We start from the raw sequence: 14,200 nt of genomic DNA on the forward strand, positions 1-14,200 counted from the left end.
CCTCCCTTACAGGACGAAGGTGGCGGTGACGCGGACGTTCCGGCCGGGGACCAGGGAGCCGTTCGAGGACCAGGTGCGCAGGGTGACCTGGCCGCCGGTCGAGATGTACGCGCCGCCGTCCCCGAAGCCGTCGCAGGCCGGCGCCTCCACGTAGATCGCCGGGCGCCAGCCGGTGGGAAGCACGCACATCGGGTCGTCGTTGATGTTGCCCGCGCTGTTGGCGTCGACCTGGCTGGTGCGGGTGAGGGTGACCGAGACGGTGGCGATGCCGTGGCTGCGTCGGGCCTCGAAGCTCACCATGGTCCAGTTGGCGAGCGGGGTGGCCCCGGTGGTGGTGCTCTCCACCTTCACGGGCGGCTGGTAGTCGGCCCAGGCCGTGCCGTTCCAGCGCTGGAGGACCCCGTTGTTGTCCCGGTACTGGCCGGTGTAGCTGCCGGTGGAGAGGGACCCGCTGGGGGCGATGCCGCCGACGTCCCTGGGGTACGCGACCCAGGCGGTGCCGTCCCAGCGCTGGAGCTGGCGCGCGTTGTTGGCGTCCTGGTACTGGCCGGGGTACGAGCCGGGCACGGAGCCGTTGTTGTAGACCGGCAGGATGCCGCCGACGCTGACGAGCGTGGTGCGCAGGTCGGTCAGGGAGGTCGTCCACGGGATGCCGCCGCTGCCGGCGGACGTCCCGGCCGGCACGAGGACGCGGAACAGGACGAGCGAGGTGGCCGGCGCCGGCGGCGGCTCGGGCACGGCCTTCGGCTGCCCCTGGACGATCTCGACGGCGGCCTCGCTGCGGGTCTGGCCGTCGAACTCCGCGTCGTACACGCGCAGCAGGACCAGGTCGATGCGCGGGTTGAACGCGTCTCCGTCGGCGAAGGTGAGGGGCAGGTCCGCGTCGAGGCTCACGGGGTACGCGCCCTGGGCGCCCGGGCCCTGGACGACGGCGCGGCCGTAGGACAGGTTCGCGGTCATCGGACCGACCGGGGTCAGCGAGTAGCCGCTCACCCGGTACGTGCCGTTCGGCGAGCCCGGCAGGATGCCGGAGCGGGAGGTGACCGGGTCGACCGGGGTGGTGGCGCCGAGGGCGGTGAGCCGGGTGGTCGCCCGGGTCTGGCCGGTGGGCTGGAGCCAGCCGCTGCGCAGGGCCATGGTGTCTCCTCTCAGAGGGGTGGGCGGCCGGTCAGAACTGCGGGTCGACGCGGATGAAGGTGTTGTCGAACCCGCCCTTGACGCCGGCGGTGTTGGCGACGACCCGGAAGAAGGCGGTGAGCGTGTAGCTCAGCCCCGGGGTCAGCCCGGACAGGCGTCGCGTGGTGGAGGTCGAGACCGAGTTGTCGCTCGCGCAGATCGCGGCCCACTCGTCGTCGAGGTCCTGGATCAGGGTGTTGCCCTGGGTGAGCTTGAGCGCCATGAACGCGTACAGGTCGCTGCGCGACTTGATCCGCGCGCCGAAGGTGACGAGGACGTTCTTCGACGGCGGGGCGGTGAAGGTGAGGGAGAACGGGTTGGTGGTGCGCCCGCCGAGCGTCGAGGTGTACGTGCTCGACGCGGTGTCGCCGAAGTCGCTGTTGTCGTTGAAGTACGGCCCCGGGTGCACGGCCGTCTTCCACGTCGCGCCGTCCCAGCGCTGCAGCCAGCCGCCCGCGGTGTCGCGGTACTGGCCGACGTAACTGCCCGTCACATTGCCGGCGCTGGCCGGGACGACGCCGCCGATCGCCTCCGGGTACGGCACCCACGCGCCGCCGTCCCAGCGCTGCAGCTGGTTGTTGGCGGTGTCCTGGTACTGGCCCGGGTAGCCGCCCGGCAGCACCGCGCCCTCCACGGGCAGGATGCCGCCGATCGACACGACCGGGGTGCGCAGGTCCTTCAGGGCGTTCGCCCAGTTGATGCCGCCGGTGCCGGCACTGGCGTTGGCCGGGACGTTGACCTCGTACAGCGGGAGGGAACGCGCCGGGACCACCGGACGGTCCGGGCTGCCCGGGGCGCCCTGGATGATCTCGACCTTCGCCTCCTGGCGGAGCTGGCCGTCGTAGAGGCTGTCGTAGATCCGGATGACGATCAGGTCGATGCGGGCCTGGTCGGTGCCCGGGGCGAAGGTGAGCACCTCGGGGGTGGTGAGGGCCACCGGGTAGACGCCCTGGGAGATGTCGCCCTGGACGACGGCGCGGCCCTCGTGGACGGTGACCGACATGGCGGCGGTGCCCTCGGTCCAGAAGCCGGAGAGCCGGTACTTGCCGTCGTACGAGCCGGGCAGGACGCCGGAGCGGACCTGGACGGGGTTGACGGGGGTGGTCGCGCCGATCTGGTTGAGGCGGGTGTCCTCGCGGGTCTGGCCGGTCTCGGCGACCCAGCTGCTGCGCAGGTTCACGGGGTTCTCCGTTCGGGAGTACGGGAGGGGCTACGGGAGGGGCGGGCGGGTCAGGGGGCGGTGGTGGGCCGGCGGGTCAGGCCTTGATCCACTCGGCGTGCAGCGTGCAGCCGTAGCCCGAGCCGCCGAGCGTCTTCACGGCGGCGGTGTGCGACTGGTAGCCCTGGAGCTGGACGGTGTTGCCAGCGGTGAGCCGGATCAGGCCCTGGCCGCCGATGGTGATGGCGCCGTTGCCGGCCGGACCGAGCCAGGTCAGCCGGGGCTGGCCGGAGCCGCTGACCAGGATGCGGGCGCCGCGCATGCCGGTCTGGGCGTCGTTCTGCCAGGTCACATGGCCGCCGAGGCGCCACCAGCCGGTGCGCGGGACGGTGTACGTGTTCGTGCCGTTCCAGCTGCCGGTGTCGTCGACCTCGACGGTCGGCAGGGTGATCACGGTCCAGGTGTTGGGCGACACGCTCTGCTGCTGCGTGGACAGGTACTGGGTGGCGCCGAACAGGATCTTGGCCGTGCCCTCGGCGTACTGCCAGGCCGCGCCGTCCCAGCGCTGCAGGCCCGTGGCGGTGTCGCGGTACTGGCCGGTGTAGCCGCCGGTGGCGGTGCCGGTGGGGGCGACGCCGCCGAGCGCCTTCGGGTACGAGACCCAGGTGGTGCCGTCCCAGCGCTGCAGCATGCCGCCGGCGTCGCGGTACTGGCCGGTGTACGCGCCCTTGAACCCGCTGGTGGGCAGGATGCCGCCGAGCGCGACGACCGGCCAGTGCTGGGTGGTCACCTGGGTGCCGGTGCCGGTCCAGGTGATGCCGCCGGTGCCGGCGGAGGTGCCCTTCTTCACCGTGACGGTGTAGAGCGGCAGGGCGCTGCCGTCGGGGCTGGCGGGCGCGACCGGGACGGCCGCCGGTTCGCCCTTGACCAGGCGGATCGTGGCCTCGGTGACGCCGGTCTTGTCGTACTGGTCGTCCAGGACGACGAGTTCGATGAGGTCGATCCGGTCGTACTGCGCGTTGCCGTCCTCGAAGGTCAGGGTCTCGGGCGTGACGGCGGCGACCAGATAGGCGCCCTGGTTGGTGTCCTTGCCCTGGACGATCGCGCGGCCGGTGCCGATCGTGCACTGCATCGGCGCCGACCCGGTGAGCACGAAGCCGCCCGGCAGGATGCCCGGGCGGGAGCGCAACGGGGTCTCCGCCTCGCTCTGGCCACTGGGGGTGAGCAGGGCGGCGAGAGTGAGCCGGGTGTCCTCGCGGGTCTGGCCCGTCGACTGGAGCCAGGCGGCCCGTACGGTCATGGTTCTTGCCTCTCGGTGGGGAGGGGAAGGGGACGGGAGTTACGGGGTCTGCTGCTGGGTCTGTCGCTGGGACCGGGTCACCACTCGGCGCTGCGCCAGTGGACGCTCATCACGGCCTCCGGGGCCGCCGAGTCGGGGCGGAAGGACAGCTCGCTGCGCCCGGGTTCGAGCGTGAACAGCTCCTCCGGGCTGGAGTCGGCCATCGCGGTGTGCCGGCGGGAGGCGGTGTTGTTGAGCGTCACCGTGCCGTTGGCGGTGTCGACGGTCAGCTGGTCGCCGGCGGCCAGGTCGATCGCGTACCGCAGCCGGCGCCGGCTGGTGCGGTCCGTGATGCTCGGCATCGAGCAGGGGCCGCGGAAGACGATCACCGGGTGGGTGGCCGCCGAGCCGGTGTTCTCGGCGACGGCGTCGCCGGTGGAGGTGGCCTGCCCCCAGTCGAGCGGCCAGGTCAGCGGCCAGGTCAGCCCGCTCTCGGGCTGCGGGGCGCCGGTGGAGACGGACTGCTCGTTGACGGCGTAGCGGCGCGGGTCGGAGGCCAGCCACTGGATGGACATCCGGGAGCTGCCCTGGGTGGCGAAGCCCTGGTCGGCCGGGACGACCCGCTGGGCGATCCGGGCGCGTACGGCGAGGAGTTCGCCGTGCAGCCGGACGGTGAGCCAGCGCTCCTCGTCGAGCAGCGCGAGGGCCTGGCGCAGCGCGCGCAGCGCCTCGGGCAGGCCGTCGTACTCCGGCGCCAGCACGATGGTGCCGCCGACCTTGCGCGGCTTGGCGTAGCGGGAGCCCGGCCAGGCGCCGTGCGAGGTGGGCCGCTCGGCGTCGGAGGAGTCGTACTCGGGCAGGTCCTCCCAGCCCTGGAGCCCGGTCCGGTCGACGGCGAACGGCGTACCGGGCCCGATGAGCAGCCCGGCCCACTGGATCTGCCCGTCCTGGGTGATCAGCGAGCCGGGCGCGAGGTCGGCGGTGAAGGTGTTTCCGGCATATGCGGTGGTGGTCTCGGCCATGGGGCCGTCACCTCACTTCTGAGGGGGTTTCGGGAGCGAGCGGGGTGTCAGCAGTGGGCGCCGGCGAGGAACAGCAGGTCCTCGGCGGTCGAACGGGGGCCGGCCCCCGGGTCCTCGTGGAAGTCCCGGATGCGGTGCGGCGGCCGCGGCGCCTCGGTGACCGCCGGGACCCGGCGGGCCTCCAGGACGGTGAGCGGGTCGATGCGCGGCGCGGAGTCGGCGCCGGGGAAGACGACACCGCCCTCGGCGAGCATCGGGATCTTGTCGATGTCGACGCCGAACTTCTTGCCGAGGATGTTGATGCTCAGCTTGTCGAGGCCGTCGATGATCCAGTTGGCGAAGGCGATGAGCCCGTTGACGGGGCCCTTGACGACGCCGAGCACCGCGCTCAGGGCGCCCTTGATGAGGTCGCCCATACCGCGCAGCGCCTTGCCGACGGCGTCCTTCGCATGCCGGAAGAAGCCGGGGATCTTGTCCGTGACGAAGCTCAGGACCGGCTTCACCGCGCTCTTGATCGCGCCCATGGTGCGCGACGCGATCCCGCGCATGGCGCCGGCGGCGGAGGAGACGGCACTGCCGATCTTCCTGATGCCGTCGATCGCGGAGCCGATGCCCTTGAGCGCGGCCTTGAACAGGGCGAGGTACGCCTTGACGTACGTCCCGACGGCCGTGCCGATGAGCTTGATGATCGGCTGCAGGAACTTCCAGACGGACTGGAAGCCCTTCAGCACGGCCTGGAAGACCTGCTTCATGATCTTCTGGCCGGTCTCGGTCTGCATCGCGTACTCGATGAGCCAGGCGGCGACGGGCACGAGGATGCCGACGAGGAAGCCGATCGGGTTGGCGCGCATGGCGAGGTTGACGCCGGTCATGGCGACGGAGGCGACGGTCATGACGGTGCCGAAGGTGCCCATCAGGCCGGTGACGACGTCGGTGATGGGGAGCAGCGGCAGGAGGATGGCGAGGACGCCGCCGACGCCCGTGGCGAGCTTGCCGAATCCCGCCTTGGCCTTGCGGGCCTTGTCGCCGAACGACTTGACGCCGTTGGCCGCGCGGGACCGGCTGATCTTCGCCGCGGCGGTGCCGGCGGAGCCGGCGTTCTGGCCGAAGGTGCGCACCGGCCCGGTCGCCGTGCGGGCGGCGTCCCGCAGCCGGTCGGCGCCGGCGGCGGCGCGCCGCACGGCGCTCAGTACCCGCTGTACCGACTCCGCGGCCTGCCGTGCTCCACCGGCCAGAGCGGTGAATCCGGGAGCCGACCCGGCGAGCGGGTGGAGTGCGGCGGCACTCATCCGCGTGCCTTCGCCAGATACATCAGCGCGTCCGCCGTGGACTGCGGGTCACTGCCCCGGGCCGCGTGGTAGTGCTCGATGTGCAGTCCGGCGCCGGTGCCCCGGCCGCCCTGCAGCTGCCCCGACATGCGGGCGCGGCGGGCGGTGAGGGCGAGCAGCCGGTCCAGCTTGGAGAGCGGCAGGACGGCCTCGGCCTCGCCGGCCTCGGCGAGGATCGCCGGGACACCGCCGGAGCGCGGCATGACGACACCACCGGTGGCGAGCATCGGGATGGTCGGGATGTTCACGCCGAAGGTCTTGCCGCCGACGATCGGCACCCAGCCGGGGACGCTGACCTTGACGCCGTTGACGGCGCGGATCATCCGGTTGATCAGGCCGATGACGGCGTTGATCGGGCCGGACACGCCGCTCTTGATGCCCTCGAAGGCGCGGGACGCGATGTCCTTGAGGCCGTTCCAGATGGACGACATCTTGTCCTTGACGGCCCGGAAGGCGTTCGGGATCGCCGTCTTGATCCAGTTGACCACCGGGGTGATGACGGCCTTGATGCCGTTCCAGACGGTGCGGATCACCGTCTTGATCGCGTTCATGACCGTGGTGATGACCGTCTTCCAGATCTTCACGTAGGTCTTGATGACGGTGGCCACCGCCTTGACGACGGTGGAGACGGCCTTCTTGATGCCGTTCCACACCGTCTTGATCAGGGCGCCGGCCTTCTTCATGATCGGGCCGATCGCCTTCATGACCGAGCTGATCACGGTCTTGATGGCGCTGAAGGCCTTCTTCATGATCGTCTGCATGGTCTTCGAGCGGGTCGCCATTTCGACGACCTTCTCGATGAGCGGCATGAAGAGGTCGAGCAGACGGGCCAGGAAGTTGCCCTTCATGGACTTGTTGAGCTTGTCCTGGCCCTTCGCGGCCTTGCCGGCGCCGGACTCGTACTTGCCGAGCTTGCCGCCGGCGGACTGTCCGGTCTGGCCGGCCTTGGCCATGGACCGCTCGGCCTGGTCGGAAGCCGTCTTGAGGTTCTTGAGCTCTTTGGCGGACCCCTGGGCGGCGCCCTTGATGCCGCTGATGTTCTTTCCGGCCGACGAGGCGCGCTGACCGAGGGTCTGCGCGGCGCGGTCGGCGTCGGACGTGGCTGATCTGAACTGCTTCAGGGATCCGTTGGCGTTCTTCAGTGAACTGACGAGGGACATGACTGTCCACCTCTGCTACTGGATGGGGATGGTGCGCGGGGCGGAGGTCAGGACAGGGCCTGGGCGAGCAGATCGACACGGCGCTGGAGCAGCGTGACCTGGTCGGTCGTGCCCTGCAGCGCCGGGTTGGACTCCATGTGACGGATCTGCTGGCGCGAGGTGTTGCTCCGGGTGGTCAGCCGTCCGACCTTCTTCTCCAGCACACCGATGCGCTTGTTGGAGTTCCCGATCTTCGTGTGCGCGCTGACGAGCATGTCCTGGAGGCGCCGGATGGCGTATTCGGGGGACTCCCGCTCACGCCGTTGCTTCTCCCGTTCCGACAGCTTCCAGAGGATGCCGAACCGGTTGCGCTCCCAGCCGTGCTTGGCGAAGAACTTCTCGATGGCCGGGTCGAAGTTGATGAGGGACATGAGCTCGAACTTGAAGATGGTGAACGCGAAGGCCGCACCGACGACCTCGGGGTCCTTCCAGAACTGCCACCACTTGCTCTCGGTCTCCTTCGCCACCCAGGCCTGGGTGGCGACCTGTGCGTCACCCGTGGTCTTGGCGAGGGCCGCCTCCCTGATCTCCGAGACCAGGGCGAAGTGGGCAAGGACCGATGCGTCGGCTTTGCCGTTCAGCCCGGCCCGTAGTGTGTTGATCTGGCCTTGCAGATTCTCGATGTCTTTGTCGCCCATCGTGTTCCTCCGATTCCGGATGCGGGGGCGGTGTGTGCCGCGGAACGACGAAGCCCCTGCCTACGTCCGTAGGCAGGGGCTTCGTCGCGCGAAGGTGGCCGGGCCGGGCTCAGGTGGCCGGTCGGCCCGGATGCCGGCGGGTGACCCGGGACCGGTCCCGGAGTCGCACGGTGGCTACCAGCGCGACGCCGATCGCCACCAGTACCAGCGCCGAGAGCCAGTGGCGGGTCTGCTGCCCGAACACGAGGCAGGAGGCGGCGCCGACGCCCGTCGCCACTGCGGGGATCAGGGCCATGTGCCGGGGAGCGATGCGGTCGGTGAGCGAACCGACGGCGAAGTACCCGACGATGAAGCCGGCCAGCAGGGCGAGTTCGTACCAGCCGCCCCCGTCGGGAAGGGTGTAGCCCTTTCGGGTCCTGGCGAGCCCCAGGTCGACCGCCCCCGCGACTCCCCAGAAGAACGCGCTCCACGCCAACGCACCGAGAACGACGCGCCATCCCGTACTGGTCATGTCGCGATCCTAGGAGGCGTGCCTCAGCTCGGCCATGGCGTCGTTCCAGCCGGCCTTGTACGCGTGGAACTCGCGAGCCGCGATCTCGGCGTCGAGGGTGGCGAGCAGTGCGCGCTTGTCGAGGGGACCGGGGCCGCGGAGCAGCGCGTTGAGGCGGTCGTGGAGCGTGCTCTCGGTGTGGCTTCCCCCGGTCTGAGACGTCATGGTGCCCTGCCTTCCGGCTGTCGAACTGGTGTGCGAAGTATTATCGAACGTAGGTTCGAGCTTGTCGAGCCGCAAACCCCTGACGGCGTGTCTTCTCGCCCGGTCCCCGCTGGGGTTGGTCCTTGATAAGGGCTGGTGTTCGACCGGGTACTCTGGAGGACGCGTTCCCCGGACCTGACACAGTCAGGGGTGCGACGGGGCGCGAGGGGCGCGCGGGGGAACCCCAGGGGGTTGGAAGGCAGTGTTGACGCATGGACACGGAGCCGGGCGGTAACCGGCGGGAGCGGGTCATCGACTGGCTCGAATCCCATCCGGATCTGCCTCATCTCTTCGCGTGGCTCGCCGAGCTCGTCCACGTCGCCGGCTACGCCCCCGAGGACCTGGTCGTGCTGCCCCGAGCCGAGGTGGACCGCCGCGAGACCGCCGCGTTCACCGCCGGGTGGGCCGAGGCCGTATCCGACGAACTCCCGCGCATACGGCGGGAGTACGAGAAGCGCGTGGCCGACGCGTACGCCCAGGGGCAGGGCGACGCGCGCGGCATCCGCCGGCCCCAGCGCCGTACCGACGCGCACGCGCCGGACGGGGCCGGGGCCCGGGTCATCCCGCTGCCCTTCGCCCGGCTGCTCGAACCGCCGGCCGCGGTGGTCCAGGCCGAGGAACGGGTACGCCGGGAGCGTGAGCTGTTCGAGCAGCGGTCCGAGCCCGAGCCCGGGCCGGAGGCGGGGCCGGAGCCGGACCTCGTACCCCTGCCCGTACCGGAACCGGATCCCGACACCGACACCGAGCCCGGGCCCGGGCCCGGGCCCGAGGCGGACCAGGGCCGCACCCGGCGGAACGCCCAGCCCGTCCGCAAGGTCGTCCGCGGCAAGGGCGGGCGGCCCATCGTGCCGCCGCTCGACAACGTGCCCGCGCAGGACGCGCGCGCGGGCGCGCGGGGGCGCCGGCTCTCCGAGCGGGCCAGGGCCCTGGAGGAGGAGCTGGCCGCCGAGCGAGCACAGGAAGCGCCCCCGGAGCCCGCTCCCTGACGGGAACGGGCTTCCGGGGGCCGTGGGGGGTGACACGGGTGCGACACGGGGGCACACCGGGGCGGCGGCGTCAGCCGAAGAAACGGGCGAGCGCGAGCGGCGAGATCGCCTCCTCGGCACCCCCGTCCGCCGCGGAACCGCCCGCCCCCTCGCCGTCCTCGTCCTCGTCCTTGACGCCCGGACGCGGTACCGGCTTGGGGAAATCGGGCTGATCGTCGTCCTCGTCGGAGTTGACGCACTGGAACATCCAGTTGGCGACGGCCAGATGGTCCACCGCCGCGGCGAGGAGATGATCGGAGAGAGACCACTCCGCCGCCTCCCCGTGCAGCTCCCGCTGCACGGCACAGTCGTGCGGAAGGTTCTTGACCAGCACCATCAGGCGCCGGCTGGACAGCTCCCCGCGATACCAGTCGAGAAGATCGACCCGGTAGTAGCGGAGCAGGTCCGCCTCAAGGGCCTCGGCGTGTTCGTCGACGAACTCGACGAGGCTCAGTCTTCCCCCAGGCCGAGCCCGGTCTCCTTGCCGTAGGCCTCCAGGATCGCGGCGATGTCCTGCATCGTGAGGTCGTGCTCCTCGAAGCGGACGTACTGCTCCTCACCCATCAGGAGTTCGAGCAGACCGTCCACGTCGTTGTCGTCGAGCTTGCGCAGGGCCTTGGCGGTCTTGCGGGACAGCTCGGTCGGGAGCGTGTAGGACTCGCCGTCCAGCTCGAAGGACCAGGTGCGGCCGTGGGCCTCCAGTCGCTGGGCGCGAGCGGCGTTGACGTCGAAACGGGCCATGGTGTGCGTACTCCTGTGTTCGAAGGGGTGAAGAGAGGAGGGGGTGGGGCGGGACGGCGGTGTGCCGTCCCGCCCCTGGGGGTGGATCAGGCCGCGTAGCTGGTGTCCTTCATGTGGAAGGTGGCCAGCGGCTGGCCGGCGCCGTTCGACATGGCCGTGAAGGTGATGCCCAGGGTGGACGCCGCCTTGCGGGCCAGCTTGATGTCGTCGGTGGCGGTCACCTGGCCGCGCGGGATGATGAAGCGGTACGTGACCGCGACGTTGCCGGTGGCGCCGGCCTTGGCGTCGGTGAACTCCAGGCCGAGGGCGCGCACGTCCGCGAACGGACGCTCGGAGATCTCGTACTTGTAGGAGTCCGCCGGCGTGCCGTCCGCCTCGACCTTGCCGCCGCCCATGAAGAGCTTCAGGGTGTCCTCGTTGAACTGGAGCAGGGAGAACTTCAGCGAGAGGTCACGGGCCGAGTAGATGTAGTGCACCGGGGAGACCGACTGCCACGAGTCGATGGGCTCCAGCTTGTCCTTCTTGGAGAAGGTGACGCCGTCACCGGTCGTGTAGCCCAGGTTGGTCCAGCCGGTGCCCCAGTCGCTGTCGGCCGGCTCGGCGGTGCCGAAGACCGGGGCGGTGGCGCCGACGGCACCGATGTAGAGCTTGCCGGTACCGGCGACGCGGATCTCGGCGGAGTTGTTTCCTGCCATGGTGGGTCTTCTCCTTGATGAGAGGGGTGGGGGCGCCGCCCCGGTCCGGAGGGCTTCCGGGGGCCGGGTACGGCAAAGGCCCCGCCGGACGGTCCGGCGAGGCCTGGTCTGTGGGGTGCGCGCGGTGGGCGCGGGCGACCGTGGTGACCCTTACGGGTTGACGGTCAGGGAGACCTGGATGACGACCAGGTAGCGGTTGGCGCCGCGGTAGAGGTAGTCGGGCATCCAGCGCGGCCCGTCCATCTCCTCCACGTCCTGGACGAGACTGTTGCCGAGCGGCTTGCCGATCTTGTCCAGCAGCGCCTTGCGGGCGGCGTTGGCGAGGAGGTGCGCGGCGGGCTTCGTCGCCGCGTACACCTCGAATTCGACCAGCGGCTTGTCCAGGTGCAGATCACCGATCCAGGCGCCGCCGCGGCGGTTCACCAGGACGGCGCTCTGCGTGCCGTCGAAGCCGGCGGGGGCCTGGGCGGCGACCGTGACGCCGGCCAGCGCCGGGTCGGCCTTGAGGACGTCGACGACCAGCTTCTCGACGTCCGGGAACGCACTCGGGGGAGTGGTCATGACGGTGCTCCTCAGGAGACGGGGGCGTGGTGGCGGGTGGTGCGGGTGGTGCGGGTGGTACGGGGGCCGCCCGGGGCGCTCGACGCGGGGAAGGGGCGGGGGCGCGGACGAGCCCGGCGCCGGACGGCGGAGCTGCGGCCCGTCTCGCGGGCACAGCTCCGCCGCTGCACCAACTGTGACAGACGAGCGTGCGCGCACGCAACTAGTTCGGTGATCGATTTCCGGGCCGGTCGGTGGAAGGTTCGGCACACCCGCCCTGACCTGGGAGAACACTCTTCCGGGACCGGGCGACGCCCGATAGGTTGGGCTCCCCGAACCCGAGGAGGAGCCACCCGTGTCCGCCGCCCCCGCCGCGCCCGCCGCCCGTCCCCGTCTCCTCTACGTCACCGACCTCGCCTATCCGGCCCGCGGCCGCCGCTACTGCGACGAGGACATCGCCCTCACCGCCCGGCTGCGCGAGCGCTTCGACCTCGCGCTCTGCCACCCGCGCGACGCGGCCGCGCTCATGGAGCCGTTCGACGCGGTCGTCGTCCGCAACAGCGGGCCCGTGCTGCACTACCAGGAGGCGTACGACGCCTTCCGCGCCCGGGCCCGCGCGCTCGGCACCCGCGTCTACAACCCGCTGCACGGGCGCGGCGACATGGCCGGCAAGCAGTACCTGCTCGACCTCACCGCCGCCGGGCTCCCCGTCATCCCCACCGTCGACCGCCCCGCCGACCTCGACCGGCTCCCCGAGGCGGCGCGCTACGCCGTCAAGCCCAAGGCCGGCGCCGACTCCATAGGCCTGCGCTTCCTCCCGTACGAGGAACTCGCCGCGCTCGACTACACCGAGGGCGCCGGGCTCCTCGTCCAGCCGCGGATCGACTTCCGCTACGAGGTCTCCTTCTACTTCGTGGACGACCGCTTCCAGTACGCCCTCCACGCCCCCGACCCCGAGCAGCGCTGGGTCCTGGAGCCGTACGAGCCCACGGCCGCCGACCTCGACTTCGCGCGCCGCTTCATCGCCTGGAACACCCTCGACCACGGCATCCAGCGCGTCGACGCCTGCCGCGCCCCCGACGGCGAACTGCTCCTCGTCGAGCTGGAGGACCTCAACCCGTACCTCTCCCTCGACCGGGTGCCCCAGGACGTCCGGGACCGCTTCGTCGACGCGATGGGCGACTCGCTCGACGCCTTCCTGAAGGCATGACGAAGGGCCCCGTGTCTCGGGTGAGACACGGGGCCCTCTACGTGAGTGAGGTGCGTCAGGCCGTACGGGGCTTCCGCCGGGCCGCGCGTTCCGCCGCGAAGACGTCCTCCAGGCGGAACAGCTGGGCGCGGCCGGCCTTGCCCGCGGCGCGCAGGTGGCCCAGCTGGACCCACTTGCGGATGGTCGCCGGGGCGACGCCCGCCTCCTCGGCGGCGAGCGGGCCCGGGATGAGGGCCGGGAGGGGGAGGGACAGGGCGGTCGCGCTCAGCATGCGGTCTCCTCGGTGTCGTCCATCGCCGCCTCGATCTCCTCGGGGCGCGCCCCGGAGGCGTCCGCGAGCTCGTCCCACTCCGCCTCCGGCCACAGGTGCCGGTAGGCCGGGTCGTCCTGGCAGCCGCAGGCCGGGTCCGTGCACACGCAGGCCGGGTTCACGCACAGCACCGCGCGCCGGTCCGGGAAGGCGCGCAGCGAGACCGAGTCGCACCACGGGCAGCGGCCGGACACCCGGACCACGGTCTCCGCCTCGCCGAGCGTGCGGGCGCAGCGGCGGGCCATCCGGCGGACCTCGTCCCGTACGTGCCGGGCGAGCACGGGGTGGGCGGCGATCTCGTCGAGCAGGCCCACGACCCGGCGCAGCCGCTCCACCACGCCGGCCCGGCGCGGGCGCGGCTGGGCGAGCCGGGCGCAGACCGCCTCCTCCAGCTCCACCACGCCGTCGGTGATGTCGCGGATCGCGTCGGAGATGTGCAGCCGGATCGGCGCGGCGCCGTGGCCGGGGACGGCCAGCCCGTGCCACTGTTCGAGGAGCAGCGCCTCGCGCCGCTCGGTGCGGATCAGCTCGTCCCGGCCCGCGTGGGGCGCGCGCGGCGCGCTGCCGGCGGGGGCCCCGCGGCCGGGCGCGAGCTCCTCGGCGAGCTCGGGGAACTGGCGTACGAGAGAGGCGGCCCAGAGCACGATGTCGCGCAGCACCCGCTCGTCGGCGCTGGCGGTCGCGTCCCCGGCGTCCTCCGCGTTCCCCGCGGGTGACTGCTCAGCCACGGGTGCCTCCGGCGGCGGAACCGGCGAGCGCGGGTGCGAGCGAGGCGGCGGCCGTGTCCAGGGCGGCGGCCGCATCCAGGGCGTCGGCCGTGTCCAGGGCGTCGGCCGGCGACTCGGTGGCGAACTCGGCCGCCGAGCCCCGGCGGGACCGGCGCGGCTTCACCGGGCGTCCGTTGCGCCACAGCCGGCCCGCGCAGACGCCGTCGAACCAGCTCTCGGCGGGGGCGACCGCGGTCTCGCACTCCCGGCTGACGGGGCAGACGGCGCAGGCGCGCAGGGCCGGGGCCGCCTCCTTGCCGCGCCGGGAGAAGACGACGGACGGGGAGAGGCCGGCGCACGCGGCGGCGGCCTGCCATGGGGTGGTGTCGGGCTGGTGCAAGGGTGGTCTCCACGTTC

General features: G+C 71.8%; 18 protein-coding genes. 2 read left to right on the forward strand and 16 right to left on the reverse strand.

Going from position 1 to position 14,200, the window contains the following annotated elements:
* Positions 1–6: 6 nt before the first annotated feature.
* The 9 genes from KV205_RS11215 to KV205_RS11255 all read right to left on the reverse strand — a co-directional run bounded on the left by KV205_RS11215 (position 7) and on the right by KV205_RS11255 (position 8,516).
* Complete coding sequence (locus KV205_RS11215) at positions 7–1,137, reverse strand: hypothetical protein (RefSeq protein ID WP_265864003.1); 1,131 nt, start codon at positions 1,135–1,137, stop codon at positions 7–9.
* Positions 1,138–1,168: 31 nt separating this feature from the next.
* A complete protein-coding gene (locus tag KV205_RS11220) occupies positions 1,169–2,356 on the reverse strand; it encodes a hypothetical protein (protein WP_265864004.1) in 1,188 nt (395 codons plus the stop codon).
* A gap of 76 nt (positions 2,357–2,432) precedes the next feature.
* Positions 2,433–3,635 (reverse strand): hypothetical protein, encoded by a 1,203-nt coding sequence (locus KV205_RS11225; RefSeq protein WP_265864005.1) that lies wholly within the window; start codon positions 3,633–3,635, stop codon positions 2,433–2,435.
* A 77-nt stretch (positions 3,636–3,712) separates the two neighbouring features.
* A complete protein-coding gene (locus KV205_RS11230) occupies positions 3,713–4,636 on the reverse strand; it encodes a phage tail domain-containing protein (protein ID WP_265864006.1) in 924 nt (307 codons plus the stop codon).
* 47 nt (positions 4,637–4,683) lie between these two features.
* Positions 4,684–5,925: a tape-measure protein gene (locus tag KV205_RS11235; protein WP_265864007.1), complete on the reverse strand. Its 1,242-nt coding sequence runs from the start codon at positions 5,923–5,925 to the stop codon at positions 4,684–4,686.
* On the reverse strand, positions 5,922–7,124 hold the full coding sequence (locus tag KV205_RS11240) for a phage tail protein (RefSeq protein WP_265864008.1): 1,203 nt from the start codon (positions 7,122–7,124) through the stop codon (positions 5,922–5,924). The genes KV205_RS11235 and KV205_RS11240 overlap by 4 nt, the downstream gene beginning before the upstream one ends.
* 47 nt (positions 7,125–7,171) lie before the next feature.
* Positions 7,172–7,801 carry a hypothetical protein gene (locus KV205_RS11245; protein ID WP_265864009.1) on the reverse strand — a complete coding sequence of 210 codons (630 nt, stop codon included), beginning with the start codon at positions 7,799–7,801 and terminating at the stop codon, positions 7,172–7,174.
* Positions 7,802–7,910: 109 nt separating this feature from the next.
* Positions 7,911–8,312, reverse strand: coding sequence for a hypothetical protein (locus KV205_RS11250; RefSeq protein WP_265864010.1), 402 nt, complete (start codon positions 8,310–8,312; stop codon positions 7,911–7,913).
* 9 nt (positions 8,313–8,321) lie between these two features.
* Positions 8,322–8,516 carry a hypothetical protein gene (locus KV205_RS11255; RefSeq protein ID WP_265864011.1) on the reverse strand — a complete coding sequence of 65 codons (195 nt, stop codon included), beginning with the start codon at positions 8,514–8,516 and terminating at the stop codon, positions 8,322–8,324.
* A 251-nt stretch (positions 8,517–8,767) separates the two neighbouring features.
* Here KV205_RS11255 and KV205_RS11260 point away from each other — a divergent pair, with 251 nt between their 5' ends.
* Positions 8,768–9,541: a hypothetical protein gene (locus KV205_RS11260; protein WP_265864012.1), complete on the forward strand. Its 774-nt coding sequence runs from the start codon at positions 8,768–8,770 to the stop codon at positions 9,539–9,541.
* 70 nt (positions 9,542–9,611) lie between these two features.
* On the opposite strand, the gene KV205_RS11265 is transcribed toward KV205_RS11260, so the two are convergent.
* From KV205_RS11265 to KV205_RS11280, 4 genes are all read right to left on the reverse strand, one after another.
* Positions 9,612–9,917 carry a hypothetical protein gene (locus KV205_RS11265; protein WP_265864013.1) on the reverse strand — a complete coding sequence of 102 codons (306 nt, stop codon included), beginning with the start codon at positions 9,915–9,917 and terminating at the stop codon, positions 9,612–9,614.
* Between the two features lie 113 nt (positions 9,918–10,030).
* Positions 10,031–10,321, reverse strand: coding sequence for a hypothetical protein (locus KV205_RS11270; protein ID WP_030687847.1), 291 nt, complete (start codon positions 10,319–10,321; stop codon positions 10,031–10,033).
* An 86-nt stretch (positions 10,322–10,407) separates the two neighbouring features.
* Positions 10,408–11,016: a phage tail protein gene (locus KV205_RS11275; protein WP_265864014.1), complete on the reverse strand. Its 609-nt coding sequence runs from the start codon at positions 11,014–11,016 to the stop codon at positions 10,408–10,410.
* Between the two features lie 150 nt (positions 11,017–11,166).
* Entirely contained in the window at positions 11,167–11,577 is a 411-nt protein-coding gene (locus KV205_RS11280; protein ID WP_265864015.1) for a hypothetical protein, read from the reverse strand.
* Between the two features lie 334 nt (positions 11,578–11,911).
* Here KV205_RS11280 and KV205_RS11285 point away from each other — a divergent pair, with 334 nt between their 5' ends.
* Positions 11,912–12,766, forward strand: coding sequence for a hypothetical protein (locus KV205_RS11285; RefSeq protein WP_265864016.1), 855 nt, complete (start codon positions 11,912–11,914; stop codon positions 12,764–12,766).
* A gap of 55 nt (positions 12,767–12,821) precedes the next feature.
* Here KV205_RS11285 and KV205_RS11290 read toward each other — a convergent pair whose 3' ends face one another.
* Genes KV205_RS11290 through KV205_RS11300 form a run of 3 tightly spaced genes read right to left on the reverse strand, consistent with a single transcriptional unit; the run spans position 12,822 to position 14,183 of the window.
* Positions 12,822–13,037 (reverse strand): hypothetical protein, encoded by a 216-nt coding sequence (locus tag KV205_RS11290; RefSeq protein WP_265864017.1) that lies wholly within the window; start codon positions 13,035–13,037, stop codon positions 12,822–12,824.
* Positions 13,031–13,804, reverse strand: a complete 774-nt coding sequence (locus KV205_RS11295) for a hypothetical protein (RefSeq protein WP_265864018.1) — start codon at positions 13,802–13,804, stop codon at positions 13,031–13,033. Before KV205_RS11295 ends, KV205_RS11290 begins: the two co-directional genes overlap by 7 nt.
* A complete protein-coding gene (locus KV205_RS11300) occupies positions 13,797–14,183 on the reverse strand; it encodes a WhiB family transcriptional regulator (protein ID WP_265864019.1) in 387 nt (128 codons plus the stop codon). The genes KV205_RS11295 and KV205_RS11300 overlap by 8 nt, the downstream gene beginning before the upstream one ends.
* Positions 14,184–14,200: the final 17 nt, after the last annotated feature.

It is taken from the genome of Streptomyces sp. SKN60, assembly GCF_026236535.1.
Lineage (GTDB): Bacteria > Actinomycetota > Actinomycetes > Streptomycetales > Streptomycetaceae > Streptomyces.

What these genes read in the sequence shown, in the direction of transcription:
- KV205_RS11275 (WP_265864014.1), bottom strand. Translation starts at nt 11,016, where the DNA reads ATGGCAGGAAACAACTCCGCCGAGATCCGCGTCGCCGGTACCGGCAAG.
- KV205_RS11265 (WP_265864013.1), bottom strand. Translation starts at nt 9,917, where the DNA reads ATGGTGCTGGTCAAGAACCTTCCGCACGACTGTGCCGTGCAGCGGGAG.
- KV205_RS11230 (WP_265864006.1), bottom strand. Translation starts at nt 4,636, where the DNA reads ATGGCCGAGACCACCACCGCATATGCCGGAAACACCTTCACCGCCGAC.
- KV205_RS11240 (WP_265864008.1), bottom strand. Translation starts at nt 7,124, where the DNA reads ATGTCCCTCGTCAGTTCACTGAAGAACGCCAACGGATCCCTGAAGCAG.
- KV205_RS11245 (WP_265864009.1), bottom strand. Translation starts at nt 7,801, where the DNA reads ATGGGCGACAAAGACATCGAGAATCTGCAAGGCCAGATCAACACACTA.
- KV205_RS11280 (WP_265864015.1), bottom strand. Translation starts at nt 11,577, where the DNA reads ATGACCACTCCCCCGAGTGCGTTCCCGGACGTCGAGAAGCTGGTCGTC.
- KV205_RS11215 (WP_265864003.1), bottom strand. Translation starts at nt 1,137, where the DNA reads ATGGCCCTGCGCAGCGGCTGGCTCCAGCCCACCGGCCAGACCCGGGCG.
- KV205_RS11255 (WP_265864011.1), bottom strand. Translation starts at nt 8,516, where the DNA reads ATGACGTCTCAGACCGGGGGAAGCCACACCGAGAGCACGCTCCACGAC.
- KV205_RS11260 (WP_265864012.1), top strand. Translation starts at nt 8,768, where the DNA reads ATGGACACGGAGCCGGGCGGTAACCGGCGGGAGCGGGTCATCGACTGG.
- KV205_RS11290 (WP_265864017.1), bottom strand. Translation starts at nt 13,037, where the DNA reads ATGCTGAGCGCGACCGCCCTGTCCCTCCCCCTCCCGGCCCTCATCCCG.
- KV205_RS11250 (WP_265864010.1), bottom strand. Translation starts at nt 8,312, where the DNA reads ATGACCAGTACGGGATGGCGCGTCGTTCTCGGTGCGTTGGCGTGGAGC.
- KV205_RS11225 (WP_265864005.1), bottom strand. Translation starts at nt 3,635, where the DNA reads ATGACCGTACGGGCCGCCTGGCTCCAGTCGACGGGCCAGACCCGCGAG.
- KV205_RS11235 (WP_265864007.1), bottom strand. Translation starts at nt 5,925, where the DNA reads ATGAGTGCCGCCGCACTCCACCCGCTCGCCGGGTCGGCTCCCGGATTC.
- KV205_RS11270 (WP_030687847.1), bottom strand. Translation starts at nt 10,321, where the DNA reads ATGGCCCGTTTCGACGTCAACGCCGCTCGCGCCCAGCGACTGGAGGCC.